General features: G+C 72.0%; 11 protein-coding genes and 3 pseudogenes. 13 read left to right on the top strand and 1 reads right to left on the bottom strand.

The annotated features are described in order from the left end of the window. The first annotated feature begins 96 nt into the window (after positions 1 to 96). From hpnC to BM536_RS04305, 13 genes and pseudogenes are all read left to right on the top strand, one after another. A pseudogene (hpnC, locus tag BM536_RS04360) lies at positions 97 to 989 on the top strand (squalene synthase HpnC). Next, positions 986 to 1,936, top strand: a complete 951-nt coding sequence (hpnD, locus tag BM536_RS04355; RefSeq protein WP_094102545.1) for a presqualene diphosphate synthase HpnD — start codon at positions 986 to 988, stop codon at positions 1,934 to 1,936. Before hpnC ends, hpnD begins: the two are co-directional and overlap by 4 nt. Next, positions 1,936 to 2,091: a DUF6380 family protein gene (locus BM536_RS44695; RefSeq protein ID WP_425444601.1), complete on the top strand. Its 156-nt coding sequence runs from the start codon at positions 1,936 to 1,938 to the stop codon at positions 2,089 to 2,091. The genes hpnD and BM536_RS44695 overlap by 1 nt, the downstream gene beginning before the upstream one ends. Next, the gene (hpnE, locus tag BM536_RS04350) at positions 2,088 to 3,545 is read left to right on the top strand and encodes a hydroxysqualene dehydroxylase HpnE (RefSeq protein ID WP_073495863.1); all 1,458 of its coding nucleotides are present in this window, start codon (positions 2,088 to 2,090) and stop codon (positions 3,543 to 3,545) included. Before BM536_RS44695 ends, hpnE begins: the two co-directional genes overlap by 4 nt. A gap of 74 nt (positions 3,546 to 3,619) precedes the next feature. Further along, positions 3,620 to 4,684: a polyprenyl synthetase family protein gene (locus BM536_RS04345; protein WP_170109880.1), complete on the top strand. Its 1,065-nt coding sequence runs from the start codon at positions 3,620 to 3,622 to the stop codon at positions 4,682 to 4,684. 118 nt (positions 4,685 to 4,802) lie between these two features. Then, the gene (shc, locus tag BM536_RS04340) at positions 4,803 to 6,815 is read left to right on the top strand and encodes a squalene--hopene cyclase (RefSeq protein WP_094102543.1); all 2,013 of its coding nucleotides are present in this window, start codon (positions 4,803 to 4,805) and stop codon (positions 6,813 to 6,815) included. Beyond that, positions 6,815 to 7,456: a phosphorylase family protein gene (locus BM536_RS04335; protein WP_094102542.1), complete on the top strand. Its 642-nt coding sequence runs from the start codon at positions 6,815 to 6,817 to the stop codon at positions 7,454 to 7,456. The genes shc and BM536_RS04335 overlap by 1 nt, the downstream gene beginning before the upstream one ends. 5 nt (positions 7,457 to 7,461) lie before the next feature. After that, on the top strand, positions 7,462 to 8,484 hold the full coding sequence (gene hpnH / locus BM536_RS04330; protein ID WP_073495867.1) for an adenosyl-hopene transferase HpnH: 1,023 nt from the start codon (positions 7,462 to 7,464) through the stop codon (positions 8,482 to 8,484). A gap of 4 nt (positions 8,485 to 8,488) precedes the next feature. Beyond that, positions 8,489 to 9,282 (top strand): annotated as a pseudogene (locus tag BM536_RS04325) (flavodoxin-dependent (E)-4-hydroxy-3-methylbut-2-enyl-diphosphate synthase). 28 nt (positions 9,283 to 9,310) lie between these two features. Further along, positions 9,311 to 11,212, top strand: coding sequence for a 1-deoxy-D-xylulose-5-phosphate synthase (gene dxs, locus BM536_RS04320; RefSeq protein WP_094102541.1), 1,902 nt, complete (start codon positions 9,311 to 9,313; stop codon positions 11,210 to 11,212). Then, positions 11,209 to 12,594, top strand: a complete 1,386-nt coding sequence (locus tag BM536_RS04315) for an aspartate aminotransferase family protein (RefSeq protein WP_073499745.1) — start codon at positions 11,209 to 11,211, stop codon at positions 12,592 to 12,594. Before dxs ends, BM536_RS04315 begins: the two co-directional genes overlap by 4 nt. Before the next feature lie 80 nt (positions 12,595 to 12,674). After that, positions 12,675 to 13,298 carry a helix-turn-helix domain-containing protein gene (locus BM536_RS04310; protein WP_073499747.1) on the top strand — a complete coding sequence of 208 codons (624 nt, stop codon included), beginning with the start codon at positions 12,675 to 12,677 and terminating at the stop codon, positions 13,296 to 13,298. Beyond that, entirely contained in the window at positions 13,295 to 13,417 is a 123-nt protein-coding gene (locus BM536_RS04305) for a DUF6126 family protein (RefSeq protein ID WP_073499749.1), read from the top strand. Before BM536_RS04310 ends, BM536_RS04305 begins: the two co-directional genes overlap by 4 nt. Before the next feature lie 26 nt (positions 13,418 to 13,443). On the opposite strand, the pseudogene BM536_RS04300 reads toward BM536_RS04305, so the two are convergent. Next, a pseudogene (locus tag BM536_RS04300) lies at positions 13,444 to 14,240 on the bottom strand (tyrosine-protein phosphatase). Positions 14,241 to 14,625: the final 385 nt, after the last annotated feature.

The raw sequence follows: 14,625 nt of genomic DNA, 5'->3' as shown, positions 1-14,625 counted from the left end.
GGGTTGTCGGTGTAGAACGGGAGATGTGACGGCAATGGCTACGGAAACTCCCCAGCTCAACGCAGCATGCGCCGTCCCTGCCCCGGGCAGCCGACGATGACGGCGCCGGGCACCGCGGACGCGGAGCGCGGCACCCTCGCCAAGGCCGCCGACGAGAACTTCCCCGTCGCCCCCTTCTTCCTGCCCCGGGACTGGCGCGAGGACCTGGTGGCCGTGTACGGCTTCGCCCGCCTCGTCGACGACATCGGTGACGGCGACCTGGCACCCGGCGGCGCCGACGCCCGCCTGCTGGGCGTGCCGGCCGACGAGGCCGAGGACCGCCTGGTCCTCCTCGACGCCTTCGAGGCGACCTGCGGCGCGTCTTCGACGGCACGCCCCGCCACCCCCTGCTGCGTCGCCTGAGGCCCACCGTGCGCCGCCGCTCGCTCACCCCCGAGCCCTTCCTCGGCCTGATCGCCGCCAACCGCCAGGACCAGCTCGTCACCCGGTACGAGACCTACGACGACCTGCTGGCCTACTGCGAGCTGTCCGCCAACCCCGTGGGCCGCCTGGTCCTCGCCGTCACCGGCACCACGACCCCCGAGCGCGTCCGCCTCTCCGACGCGATCTGCACCGCGCTCCAGATCGTCGAGCACCTCCAGGACGTGGCCGAGGACCTCGGCCGCGACCGTGTCTACCTTCCCGCCGCGGACATGAAGCGTTTTCACGTCCAGGAGGCGGATCTCGCAGCGGTCACCGCGGGCGCGTCGGTGCGCGCCCTGGTCGCCTTCGAAGCCCAGCGCGCCCGCGACCTCCTGAACGAGGGCGCCCCCCTCGTGGATAGCGTCCACGGCAGGCTGAGGCTGCTGCTCGCGGGCTTCGTGGCGGGAGGAAGGGCGGCGCTCCACGCGATCGCCGCCGCCCAGCACGACGTTCTTCCCGGCCCGCCCAAGCCCGGCAAGCTCCGGCTGCTGCGCGAGGTGGGCGTGACCCTGCGAGGAGAGGGGTGATCCGGACCGTGGAGTCACCGCCACCCGTGTCCGCGCCGGTACTCGCCGCCTACGGCTACTGCGAGACCGTCACCGGCCAACAGGCGCGCAACTTCGCCTACGGCATCCGGCTGCTGCCCACCGCGAAGCGGCGTGCGATGTCGGCGCTGTACGCGTTCTCGCGCCGCGTCGACGACATCGGCGACGGCGCGCTGGGCGGCGAGGTCAAGAGCGCCCGGCTCCAGGACACGCGGGCGCTGCTCACCCGGGTCCGCGCGGGCGAGGTCGAGGAGGACGACACCGACCCCGTCGCGGTCGCCCTCGCGCACGCCGCGCGGGTCTTCCCGATCCCGCTGGGCGGCCTGGACGAGCTGATCGACGGCGTCCTGATGGACGTCCGCGGCGAGACCTACGAGACCTGGGACGACCTGAGGACGTACTGCCGCTGCGTGGCGGGCGCCATCGGGCGGCTCTCCCTCGGCGTGTTCGGCACGGAAGCGGGGGCGCGCGGCGCCGACCGGGCGCCGGAGTACGCCGACACCCTCGGCCTCGCCCTCCAACTGACCAACATCCTCAGGGACGTCCGCGAGGACGCCCTCGGCGGGCGCACCTATCTGCCCGCCGACGACCTCGCCAAGTTCGGCTGCTCGGCCGGGTTCGACGGGCCGACGCCGCCGGAGGGCTCCGACTTCGCGGGCCTCGTGCACTTCGAGGTGCGACGCGCCCGCGCCCTGTTCGCCGAGGGCTACCGGCTGCTTCCCCTGCTCGACCGGCGTAGCGGCGCCTGCGTGGCCGCCATGGCCGGCATCTACCGCCGCCTCCTCGACCGCATCGAACGCGACCCCGAGGCCGTCCTGCGCGGCCGGGTCTCGCTGCCCGGCCGGGAGAAGGCCTACGTCGCCGTCCGCGGCCTCTCCGGTCTGGACACCCGCCATGTGTCCCGGATGTCCGGCAGGAGGCAGATCTGATGGACCCACGGGGTGACAACGACGTGGACCAGGGCGATGCCGCCGGAGGAAAGCGGCACGCAACCCTCCGCAGCGGCGCGGCGTCCCTGACTGCGACGGCCTGCCGCGCGGAGTTCGACCGTCACGGTGGGCGCACAGGAGAGGGTGCACGATGAGCGACGAGCCGCGCTCCGACATCCCGGAAACCTCCGGGCGGGACGCCGTAGTGATCGGCGGCGGGCTCGCCGGCATCACCGCCGCGCTCGCGCTCGCCGACGCGGGCGTGCGCGTCACCCTGCTCGAGAGCCGGCCCCGGCTCGGCGGACTGGCCTTCTCCTTCCAGCGCGACGGACTCACCGTCGACAACGGCCAGCATGTGTACCTGCGCTGCTGCACCGCCTACCGCTGGTTCCTCGACCGCATCGAGGGCACGGCGCTGGCACCGATCCAGAACCGCCTCGACGTGCCCGTCGTCGACCTCGCCAGGCCCGAGGGACGACGGCTCGGCAGACTGCGGCGCGACGAGCTGCCGGTCCCCCTCCACCTGGGGCGCAGCCTCGCCACGTATCCGCACCTCTCGCTCGCCGACCGCGCCAGGGTCGGCCGGGCCGCGCTCGCGCTCAAGGGACTCGATCTCGCCGATCCGGCCCTGGACGCGCAGGACTTCGGCAGCTGGCTGACCGCGCACGGTCAGTCGGCGCGTGCCGTCGAGGCCCTGTGGGACCTGGTCGGCGTCGCCACCCTCAACGCGGTCGCGGGCGACACCTCCCTGGCACTCGCCGCGATGGTGTTCAAGACCGGCCTGCTGTCCGACCCGGGCGCCGCCGACATCGGCTGGGCCCATGTCCCGCTGGGCGAACTGCACGACCGGCTGGCCCGCAAGGCCCTCGACTCCGCGGGCGTGCGCACCGAGATCCGTACCCGTGTCACCTCCGTCTCCGCCGAGGACAACGGCAGTTGGACCGTTCAGGTGCCCGGCGAGACGCTCCGCGCGGACGCCGTCGTGCTCGCCGTACCACAGCGCGAGACGTACGACCTGCTGCCGGACGGGGCGCTCGACGCCCCCGAGCGGCTGCTGGACATCGGGACGGCGCCGATCCTGAACCTGCACGTCGTCTACGACCGCAAGGTGCTCGACGTCCCCTTCCTCACCGCGCTGGGCACCCCCGTGCAGTGGGTGTTCGACCGCACCGACGCCTCCGGGCTGTCGACAGGCCGCCCCGAAGGGCCTGACGAGGGCCGTGGCGGGCGACGGGCGGGACAGTACCTCGCCGTCTCGCAGTCCGCCGCGCACGAGGACATCGACGCACCCGTCGCCGCCCTGCGCGAGCGCTACCTGCCCGAACTGGAGCGGCTGCTGCCGGCCGCCCGCGGCGCCACGGTGCGGGACTTCTTCGTGACCCGGGAGCGCACGGCCACCTTCGCTCCCACCCCCGGCGTCGGACGGCTCAGGCCCGGCGCCCGCACCAAGGCATCCGGCCTGTACCTGGCCGGAGCGTGGACCGCCACAGGGTGGCCCGCGACCATGGAGAGTGCGGTCCGCAGCGGCGTCAGTGCGGCGGACGCCGCCCTCGGCGCCCTCGGCCGGCCCCGCCCCCGCCGCCTCTTCGCCGTCGAGGAGGCCGCCTGATGACCGATCAGCACGGCTCGGCACACCCCCGCACCCCCTCCGGTAACGCGACAAGAGGAGAAACTGTGCCCACTGTGCCCCCGGCCGAGAAGGCCGCTCGGAGGACCGCGGTGGACGTGACCGCGCTGCTGGAGCGCGGCCGGACCCTGGCCACACCGGTGCTGCGCGCGGCCGTCGACCGCCTGGTGTCTCCCATGGACACGGTCGCCGCCTACCACTTCGGCTGGATCGACGCCCAGGGCAACCCGACCGACGGGGACGGCGGCAAGGCCGTACGTCCCGCGCTCGCGGTGCTCTCCGCCCAGGTCACCGGAGCCGCGCCCGAGGTGGGCGTGCCCGGGGCGGTCGCCGTCGAACTGGTCCACAACTTCTCGCTCCTGCACGACGACCTGATGGACGGCGACGAGCAGCGCCGTCACCGCGACACCGTCTGGAAGGTGCACGGCCCCGCCCAGGCCATCCTGGTCGGCGACGCCCTGTTCGCCCTCGCAGGCGAGGTCCTCCTCGAACTCGGCACGGTCGAGGCGGGCCGGGCCGCCCGGCGGCTGACCACCGCCTCCCGCGCCCTGATCGACGGCCAGGCCCAGGACATGTCCTACGAGCACCGCGACCGCGTCAGCGTCGAGGAGTGCCTGGAGATGGAGGGCAACAAGACCGGCGCCCTGCTGGCCTGCGCCAGCTCGATCGGCGCCGTGCTGGGCGGCGCGGACGCGCGCACCGCCGACACCCTGGAGCGTTACGGCCACCACCTCGGCCTGGCCTTCCAGGCCGTCGACGACCTCCTCGGCATCTGGGGAGACCCGGAGGCCACCGGCAAGCAGACCTGGAGCGATCTGCGTCAGCGCAAGAAGTCCCTGCCGGTCGTGGCCGCCCTCGCCGCCGGCGGCCCCGCCTCCGAGCAGCTCGGGGAGATGCTCGCCGCCGACGCCAAGCGCCAGGACTTCGCGAACTTCTCCGAGGAGGAGTTCGCGGCCCGCGCCGCGCTCATCGAGGAGGCCGGCGGCCGCGAGTGGACCGCCGGGGAGGCACGCCGTCAGCACACCATCGCCATCGAAGCCCTGAACGCCGTCGACATGCCCGAGCAGGTGCGGGACCAGTTCACGGCGCTCGCCGACTTCGTCGTCGTACGAAAGAGATGATCACTATCGGTCGAATAACCCTCGCGTAGTCGCCGGCCGGTGTCGCGGGAAGAGACGCACCGGCGACGGCGGACCCACAGCAGACGCAACGCCATGCACACTGCACGAAGGGGAAGCCATGACAGCGACGACCGACGGAAGCACCGGGGCCCTCCCGCCCCGCGCTGCCGCGGCCAGCGAAACCCGTATCGACATCCCCGCGGCGGCCGGGGTACAAGAAGCCGCCGTGCGCGCGGTCCGGCGCGCGACCGACTTCCTGCTCGCCCGGCAGGACGTCGAGGGCTGGTGGAAGGGCGACCTCGAGACGAACGTCACCATGGACGCCGAGGATCTGCTGCTCCGTCAGTTCCTGGACATCCAGGACGAGTCGACGACCCGCGCCGCCGCCCTCTTCATCCGCGGCGAACAGCGCGCGGACGGAACCTGGGCCACCTTCCACGGCGGCCCCGGCGACCTCTCCGCCACCATCGAGGCGTACGTCGCCCTGCGGCTGGCCGGGGACGAGCCCCACGCGCCGCACATGGCGAAGGCCTCCGCCTGGGTCCGCGACCAGGGAGGGATCGCCGCCGCCCGGGTCTTCACCCGGATCTGGCTGGCGCTGTTCGGCTGGTGGAAGTGGGAGGACCTCCCCGAACTCCCGCCGGAACTCCTCTACTTCCCGAAGTGGTTCCCGCTCAGCATCTACAACTTCGGCTGCTGGGCCCGGCAGACCATCGTGCCGCTCACCGTCGTCTCCGCGAAGCGCCCGGTGCGTCCGGCGCCCTTCCCGCTCGACGAACTGCACACCGACCCGGCCGATCCCAACCCGCCCAGGCCCCTGGCGCCGGTGGCCAGTTGGGACGGGTTGTTCCAGCGGCTGGACAAGGTCGTGCGCGGCTACCGCAAGGTCGCGGTGCGCAGACTGCGCAAGGCCGCCCTGAACTCCGCCGCCCGCTGGATCGTCGAGCGGCAGGAGAACGACGGCTGCTGGGGCGGCATCCAGCCGCCGGCCGTGTACTCGGTCATCGCCCTGTACCTGCTCGGCTACGACCTCGAACACCCCGTGATGCGCGAGGGCCTCAAGTCGCTGGACCGGTACGCGGTGTGGCGCGAGGACGGGGCGCGGATGATCGAGGCCTGCCAGTCACCCGTGTGGGACACCTGCCTCGCCACCATCGCGCTGGCCGACGCGGGGGTGCCGGCCGACCACCCCCAACTGGTCAAGGCGGCCGACTGGATGCTGGGCGAGCAGATCGTGCGGCCCGGCGACTGGTCCGTACGGCGGCCCGGGCTCCCGCCCGGTGGCTGGGCCTTCGAGTTCCACAACGACAACTACCCCGACATCGACGACACCGCCGAGGTGGTCCTCGCGCTGCGCCGGGTCCGCCACCACGACCCGGACCGGGTGGAGAGCGCGATCGGGCGCGGGGTGCGCTGGAACCTCGGCATGCAGTCCAGGAACGGCGCCTGGGGCGCGTTCGACGTCGACAACACCAGCCCCTTTCCCAACCGCCTGCCGTTCTGCGACTTCGGCGAGGTCATCGACCCGCCGTCCGCGGACGTCACCGCGCACGTCGTCGAGATGCTCGCGTTCGAGGGCCTCTCCCACGATCCGCGCACCCGGCGCGGCATCACCTGGCTACTCGCCGAACAGGAGCCGGAAGGCTCGTGGTTCGGGCGCTGGGGCGTCAACTACATCTACGGCACCGGCTCGGTGGTGCCCGCGCTCACCGCCGCCGGACTGCCCGCCCGGCACCCGGCGATCCGGCGGGCGGTCGGCTGGCTGGAGCGGGTGCAGAACGAGGACGGCGGCTGGGGCGAGGACCTGCGCTCCTACCAGGACTCGACACGCTGGAGCGGCCGGGGCGCCTCCACCGCCTCCCAGACCGCCTGGGCGCTGATGGCGCTGCTGGCGGCCGGGGAGAAGGACTCCAAGGCCGTCGAGCGGGGCGTCGCCTGGCTCGCCGAGACCCAGCGCGAGGACGGTTCCTGGGACGAGCCGCAGTTCACCGGGACCGGCTTCCCGTGGGACTTCTCCATCAACTACCACCTGTACCGGCAGGTGTTCCCGCTGACCGCGCTCGGCCGGTACGTCCACGGCGAGCCCCTCGTCGTGAAGGCACCGTCTCCCGCCGAGGCCGAAGGACGCTGATGAACGCCCAGCCCGCCCCCGCCCCGCTGCTGATCGCCTGCGCGCTCGGCATCGAGCACCTCGCGCTGCGCATGGGCGACCGCGGCGGGGCCGGCGGGCCGGTGACCGTCCTGCGCACCGGCATGGGGCCGAAGGCGGCCGAGCGCTCCGTCACCCGGGTCCTCGCCGACCCGGTGCTCGGCGGGGCGGCGGTGCTCGCCACCGGCTTCTGCGCGGGACTGGCCCCCGGCATGCACCCCGGCGACCTCGTCGTCGCCGAGGAGACCCGTGACCCGCTCGGCACCGTGCCGTGCGTGAACACCGACCTGCTCGTCAAGGAACTCGTGCGCACCCTGCCCGGGCGCACCGTCCACACCGGCCCCCTGACCGGCTCCGACCACGTGGTGCGCGGCCCGGAGCGGTCCGACCTGCTCGCCACCGGCGCGATCGCGGTCGACATGGAGTCGGCGGCCACGCTGCTGAGCGCCGTCCGCGCGGGCACGCGCCCGGTTGCGGCCGTCCGGGTGGTCGTGGACGCTCCTGAACATGAACTCGTCCGGATCGGCACGGTACGCGGTGGAATATCGGCGTTCCGCGTCCTTCGTTCCGTCCTGCCTGCATTCTTCGAATGGCACCGCAATGTGCTGCTCCCCCGGAGGTGAGCCAGATGGCCATGCCGCTGCGCCAGTCCATCAAGGTCGCTACGTACTTGGCTGAACAGAAGCTCCGCAAGCGGGAGAAGTTTCCGCTCATCGTGGAGCTGGAACCCCTCTTCGCCTGCAACCTGGCGTGCGAGGGCTGCGGCAAGATCCAGCACCCGGCCGGTGTGCTGAAGCAACGCATGCCGGTCGCCCAGGCCGTGGGCGCGGTACTCGAATCCGGTGCGCCGATGGTCTCCATCGCCGGCGGCGAGCCGCTGATGCATCCTCAGATCCACGAGATCGTGCGGCAGTTGGTGGCGAGGAGGAAGTACGTCTTCCTCTGCACCAACGCCATGCTGATGCGCAAGAAGATGGACAGGTTCACGCCCTCGCCCTACTTCGCCTTCGCGGTGCACATCGACGGTCTGCGCGAGCGGCACGACGAGTCCGTCGCCAAGGAGGGCGTGTTCGACGAGGCGGTGGAGGCGATCAAGGAGGCCAAGCGGCGCGGCTTCCGGGTCACCACCAACTCGACCTTCTTCAACACCGACACCCCGCAGACCATCATCGAGGTGCTCAACTTCCTCAACGACGACCTCAAGGTCGACGAGATGATGATCTCGCCCGCCTACGCCTACGAGAAGGCTCCCGACCAGGAGCACTTCCTCGGCGTGGAGCAGACCCGGGAGCTGTTCAAGAAGGCCTTCTCCGGCGGAAACAGGCGCCGCTGGCGGCTCAACCACTCGCCGCTCTTCCTGGACTTCCTGGAGGGCAAGGTCGATTTCCCGTGCACGGCCTGGGCGATCCCGAACTACTCCCTCTTCGGCTGGCAGCGGCCCTGCTACCTGATGAGCGACGGCTATGTGCCGACGTACCGGGAACTGATCGAGGAGACCGACTGGGACAAGTACGGCCGCGGCAAGGACCCGCGCTGCGCGAACTGCATGGCGCACTGCGGCTACGAGCCCACCGCCGTCCTCGCCACCATGGGCTCGCTCAAGGAGTCCCTGCGGGCCATGCGCGAAACCGTCTCCGGAAACCGCGAGTAGCGCTGTGACCGCCATCTCCTTGGGCATTCCCGAGGTACCGGTCCGGCCGATCGCCGCGCGGCGCGTGTCGCGGCGGATCCAGGTCGGACCGGTGGCGGTCGGGGGCGGGGCTCCGGTGTCCGTGCAGTCGATGACGACGACCCGGACGTCCGACATCGGCGCGACGCTCCAGCAGATCGCCGAGCTGACGGCGTCCGGCTGAAGATCTCCGTCAAGCACAACGACCCGGTGGTGATGATCGAGGCCTACCGCCAGCTCGCCGCCCAGTGCGACTACCCGCTGCACCTCGGGGTGACCGAGGCGGGTCCGGCGTTCCAGGGGACGATCAAGTCGGCCGTGGCCTTCGGCGCCCTGCTCTCGCAGGGGATCGGGGACACGATCCGGGTGTCGTTGAGCGCGCCGCCCGCGGAGGAGGTCAAGGTCGGCATCCAGATCCTGGAGTCGCTGAACCTCAGGCAGCGTGGGCTGGAAATCGTCTCCTGCCCGTCCTGCGGCCGCGCCCAGGTCGACGTCTACAAGCTGGCCGAGGAGGTCACCGCGGGTCTGGAGGGCATGGAGGTCCCGCTCCGGGTCGCGGTCATGGGATGTGTGGTCAACGGCCCCGGCGAGGCGCGGGAGGCGGACCTGGGAGTCGCCTCCGGCAACGGCAAGGGGCAGATCTTCGTGAAGGGCGAGGTCGTCAAGACCGTGCCCGAGTCGAGGATCGTGGAGACCCTCATCGAGGAGGCGATGAAGATCGTCCAGCGGATGGAACAGGACGGCGTCGCCTCCGGAGGGCCGGCCGTCACCGTGAGTTGAACAGCACGGACCGAGAGGGGGCCCGAGCGTGACGATCCTGGAGAACATTCGGCAGCCGCGCGACCTGAAGGCGCTGTCCGAGGCGGAACTCGGCGAACTGTGCGGCGAGATCAGGGAGTTCCTGGTGCACGCCGTCGCCAGGACCGGCGGACACCTCGGGCCCAATCTGGGGGTGGTGGAACTGACCGTCGCCCTGCACCGGGCCTTCGAGTCGCCGGTCGACCGCATCCTGTGGGACACCGGCCATCAGAGTTATGTGCACAAGCTTCTGACGGGGCGTCAGGATTTCTCCAAGCTGCGGGGCAAGGGCGGCCTGTCCGGCTATCCCTCACGCGAGGAGTCCGAGCACGACGTCATCGAGAACAGCCACGCCTCCACCGCCCTCGGCTGGGCCGACGGCCTCGCCAAGGCCCGCCAGGTGCGGGGCGAGAAGGGCCACGTCGTCGCGGTCGTCGGCGACGGCGCGCTCACCGGCGGCATGGCCTGGGAGGCGCTCAACAACATCGCGGCCGCCAAGGACCGGCCGCTGATCATCGTCGTCAACGACAACGAACGCTCCTACGCCCCGACCATCGGCGGCCTCGCCGACCACCTGGCCACCCTGCGCACCACCGACGGCTACGAGAAGGTGCTGGCCTGGGGGAAGGACGTACTGCTGCGCACGCCCGTCGTCGGCCACACCGTCTACGAGTCGCTGCACGGCGCGAAGAAGGGCTTCAAGGACGCCTTCGCGCCGCAGGGCATGTTCGAGGACCTCGGCCTGAAGTACGTCGGTCCCGTCGACGGGCACGACATCGGGGCCGTCGAGTCGGCGCTGCGGCGGGCCAAGCGCTTCCACGGGCCGGTGCTGGTTCACTGCCTGACCGAGAAGGGCCGCGGCTACGAGCCCGCTCTCGCGCACGAGGAGGACCACTTCCACACCGTCGGGGTGATGGACCCGCTGACCTGCGCACCGCTCGCCCCGGCCGGCGCCCCCTCCTGGACGTCCGTGTTCGGCGACGAGATCGTGCGGATCGGCGAGGAACGCGACGACGTCGTGGCGATCACCGCCGCCATGCTGCACCCGGTCGGCCTCGGTGAGTTCGCCGCCCGCTTCCCCGGCCGGGTGTGGGACGTCGGGATCGCCGAACAGCACGCGGCGGTGTCCGCGGCCGGGCTGGCCACCGGGGGCCTGCACCCCGTCGTCGCCGTGTACGCCACCTTCCTCAACCGGGCCTTCGACCAGCTGCTGATGGACGTGGCCCTGCACCGCTGCGGCGTCACGTTCGTCCTCGACCGCGCCGGGGTGACCGGGGTGGACGGCGCCTCCCACAACGGCATGTGGGACATGTCCGTCCTCCAGGTCGTCCCCGGCCTCAGGATCGCGGCCCCGCGCGACGCCGACCAACTGCGCGCGCAACTGCGGGAAGCGGTCGCCGTGGACGACGCGCCCACCCTGATCCGCTTCCCGAAGGAGTCGGTCGGACCGCGGATCCCGGCCGTCGGCCACGTCGGTGGCATGGACGTACTGCGCCGCGGCGCGGCGCCGGAGGTCCTCCTGGTCGCCGTCGGCGTCATGGCACCGGCCTGCCTCAGGGCCGCCGAACTGCTGGAGGCCCGGGGCATCGACTGCACGGTGGTGGACCCGCGCTGGGTGAAACCCGTCGACCCGGCCCTGCCCGGCCTCGCCGCCGACCACCGTCTGGTGGCCGTCGTCGAGGACAACAGCCGTGCCGCGGGCGTCGGTTCGGCCGTCGCCCTGGCCCTCGGAGACGCCGAGGTCGACGTGCCCGTACGGCGGTTCGGCATCCCGGAGCAGTTCCTCGCCCACGCTAAGCGGGCCGAGGTGCTCGCCGACATCGGCCTCACGCCCGTCGAGATCGCCGGACGGATCAGCGCGAGCCTGGCCGTCTGCGACGCCGACGGCCCCGTCAAGGAGACAACGGAATGAGCACGGAGTTCGACCTCGGCGCGCTGCTGGCCGAGCGCGGAGCCGAACGCTACGAGCTGCACGGCAGATACCTCAACCACCAACTGCCGCGCATGCTGCACACCATCGGCTTCGACAAGGTCTACGAGCGGGGCGAGGGCGCGTACTTCTGGGACGCGGACGGCAACGACTACCTGGACATGCTCGCCGGGTTCGGGGTGATGGGCCTGGGCCGCCACCACCCCGTCGTCCGCAAGGCGCTGCACGACGTCCTCGACGCCTCGCTCGCCGACCTCACGCGCTTCGACTGCCAGCCGCTGCCCGGACTGCTGGCCGAGAAGCTGCTCGCCCACAGTCCGCACCTGGACCGGGTGTTCTTCGGCAACAGCGGCACGGAGGCCGTGGAGACCGCCCTGAAGTTCGCCCGGTACGCCACCGGGAAGCCGAGGGTCCTGTACTGCGACCACGCCTTCCACGGGCTCACCACGGGTTCCCTGTCGGTCAACGGCGAGGGCGGGTTCCGCGACGGCTTCGCGCCGCTGCTGCCCGACACCGCCGTACCCCTCGGCGATCTCGACGCGCTGGCACGGGAGTTGCGGAAGGGCGACGTGGCCGCGCTGATCGTCGAGCCGATCCAGGGCAAGGGGGTGCACGAGGCCCCGCCCGGCCATCTGCGTGCCGCCCAGGAGCTGCTGCACCGGCACAGGGCGCTGCTCATCGCCGACGAGGTGCAGACCGGCCTCGGCCGGACCGGCGACTTCTACGCCTACCAGCACGAGGACGGCGTCGAACCGGACCTGGTGTGCGTCGCCAAGGCCCTCTCCGGAGGCTATGTGCCGGTCGGCGCCACGCTCGGGAAGGATTGGATCTTCAAGAAGGTCTACTCGTCCATGGACCGGGTGCTGGTCCACTCGGCGAGCTTCGGGTCCAACGCACAGGCCATGGCGGCCGGGCTCGCCGTGCTGTCCGTCATGGAGAACGAGCAGATCGTCGCGGGCGCCCGCCTGACCGGCGACCTGCTGAAGTCCCGGCTCACGGCGCTGATCGACAAGTACGAGCTGCTCGCCGACGTCCGTGGCCGGGGCCTGATGATCGGCATCGAGTTCGGAAAGCCCCGATCCCTGAAACTGCGCAGTCGCTGGGCCATGCTCCAGGCGGCGCGCAAGGGGCTGTTCGCGCAGATGGTGGTCGTCCCGCTGCTCCAGCGGCACCGCATCCTCACCCAGGTCTCCGGCGACCACCTGGAGGTGATCAAGCTGATCCCGCCGTTGGTGGTGGGCGAGCCGGAGGTGGACCGGTTCGTGGACGCCTTCACCGAGGTGATGGACGACGCGCACAACGGGGGCGGTCTGGTCTGGGACTTCGGCAGGACGCTGATCAAGCAGGCGGTGGCCAACCGGTAGGTCCTCCCGCCCCCGCCGATGTCTTTTGCCTCTGAGGCAACAAGTTTGCCGCAGAGGCAAAGTTCCGGCTGAATGGAGGCATGAGCCACCCCGCCTCCGAGCCCGGGCCCGAACCGGCGGACGACCTGGGTGTCGTCGCGCCCCAGCTCCGCGCCCTGCGCCGGCGCGCCTCCCTCACCCTGGAGGCCGCGGCCCGCGCCGCCGGGCTGTCACCGGCCCACCTCTCGCGCCTGGAGACCGGGCAGCGCCAGCCCTCGCTGCCCATGCTGCTCGCACTCGCCCGCGTCTACGGTACGACCGTCTCCGAACTCCTCGGCGAGAGGGTCGCCGACCGGGACGCCGTCGTACGCGCCGCCGACATGGAGCCCACCCACGCGGGCGGCTGGACCTACTGGCAGTCCGGCGCCTCCGGGCGGGGCATGCAGGCGCTGCGCGTGCAGGTGCCGTACGGCTCGCAGGGCGACATCGTGCGGGTGCATCCGGGCGAGGAGTGGCTGCACGTCCTGCGGGGACGGCTGCGGCTGCGCCTCGGGGACACCACGCACCTGCTCGGCGCGGGGGACAGTGCGCACTTCGACTCGCTGACCCCGCACCGCATCGCCGCCCAGGACCCCGACGGGGTCGACCTGCTGTTCGTCCACACTCTGTTGCAGAGCCCGACGGCCGCGCTGTGCCTCGGCCCCACCCCTGGAGAGACGCCATGACCGACATCGAGGAGAAGTTCCCCAGGAGCCTGTGGATCCGGCTGATCATCTACATCGCGGTGGGGCATGTCTTCGCCGGGTTCCTGTGGCTGCTGTTCGAGGTCGGCGCCAAGCGGTAGCCGACGGCCCTCGGCCGGCGGGGTGCTCAGTCGAGCAGGCGCTCGCGGAGCCGCTCGCGAGTCCGAGGCGTCAGGCCGAGGCCCTGCTCCAGGTAGGTGTCGACACGCCCCAGGTCTCCTCGACGGTCTCGAACGCGGCCGTCAGGTACTCGGCACGGGCGTCGAAGAGGGGGTCGAGCAGCTCCATGACCTCGGGGGAGTACGCCGCGGCGGAGGTGCCGCTGCGGCGCACCTTGTAGCGGCGGTGCTTGGCGCTGGACTCCAGGTAGTCGGCCAGGATCGCGTCGCGCTCCACACCCAGGGCGAGCAGGGTCACGGCGATGGACAGGCCGGCGCGGTCCTTGCCCGCCGCGCAGTGCATCAGCGCCGGGACGCTGTCCTCCGCGAGGGAGTGCAGGACGCGGGAGTGCTCGCCCGTACGCTCCTTCATGATCGAGCGGTAGGAGGCGATCATCCGGCCGGCCGCCCTGCCGTCGCCGAGGATCTCGCGCAGCTGCTCGATGTCGCCTTCGCGGACCATCTTCCAGAACTCGGCGCCGTCCGCCGGGTCGGAGAGCGGCAGGTTCACATTGCGCACGCCCGGCAGCTCGACGTCGGGGCCCTCCAGCTTCTGGTCCGCCGCGTTGCGGAAGTCGAAGACCGTGTGCAATCCCAGCGAGGAGAGGAACGCGACGTCCTCGTCGGTGGCGTGCGCGAGGTGGCCGCTGCGGTACAGCACGCCGTGGCGGACGCGCCGGCCGTCGACGGTCGGCAGGCCGCCCACGTCCCGGAAGTTGCGCACTCCGGCCAGCTCGGGCTCGGTCGACGGGATCTGCTGCGTCACGGGGGCTCCTCCCGGTCGTCGGTCCCGGCCGGCGCGGCTCGAGATGGCCACCGGAACACCTCACTGACCATACGACATGGATGCCCGGGGCAAACGGGTTGTCCACAGGGGGCTCCGGCGGTTGTGCGGCACCTGGCGTGTACGTCGGACCGGGGCGGGCGGGGGAGGAGCGGGGGCGCATGATCGGGGTCGCCTCGGCCGGGCGAGGCCCTCGGCCGGTGGCTCGAGGGGCGGCACCCGGGCGGGTGATGCCCCTTGCGGACGGGGGGAGTGCCGGCTGTGGGGCCCGGCCGGGGTGGCGGGTCGCCGGGGTGGCAGTCCGCGTGTGAGGGGGCGGGGGCCCGAGGCGAGGGAGCCGCCCGGGCGGCGGTGCCGGATTCTGGTG

This window comes from Streptomyces phaeoluteigriseus (assembly GCF_001896135.2).
GTDB classification, from domain to species: Bacteria; Actinomycetota; Actinomycetes; order Streptomycetales; family Streptomycetaceae; genus Streptomyces; species Streptomyces phaeoluteigriseus.
The sequence above is the reverse complement of the archived record's forward strand: the minus strand, read 5'-3'. Positions and strand labels throughout refer to the sequence as shown.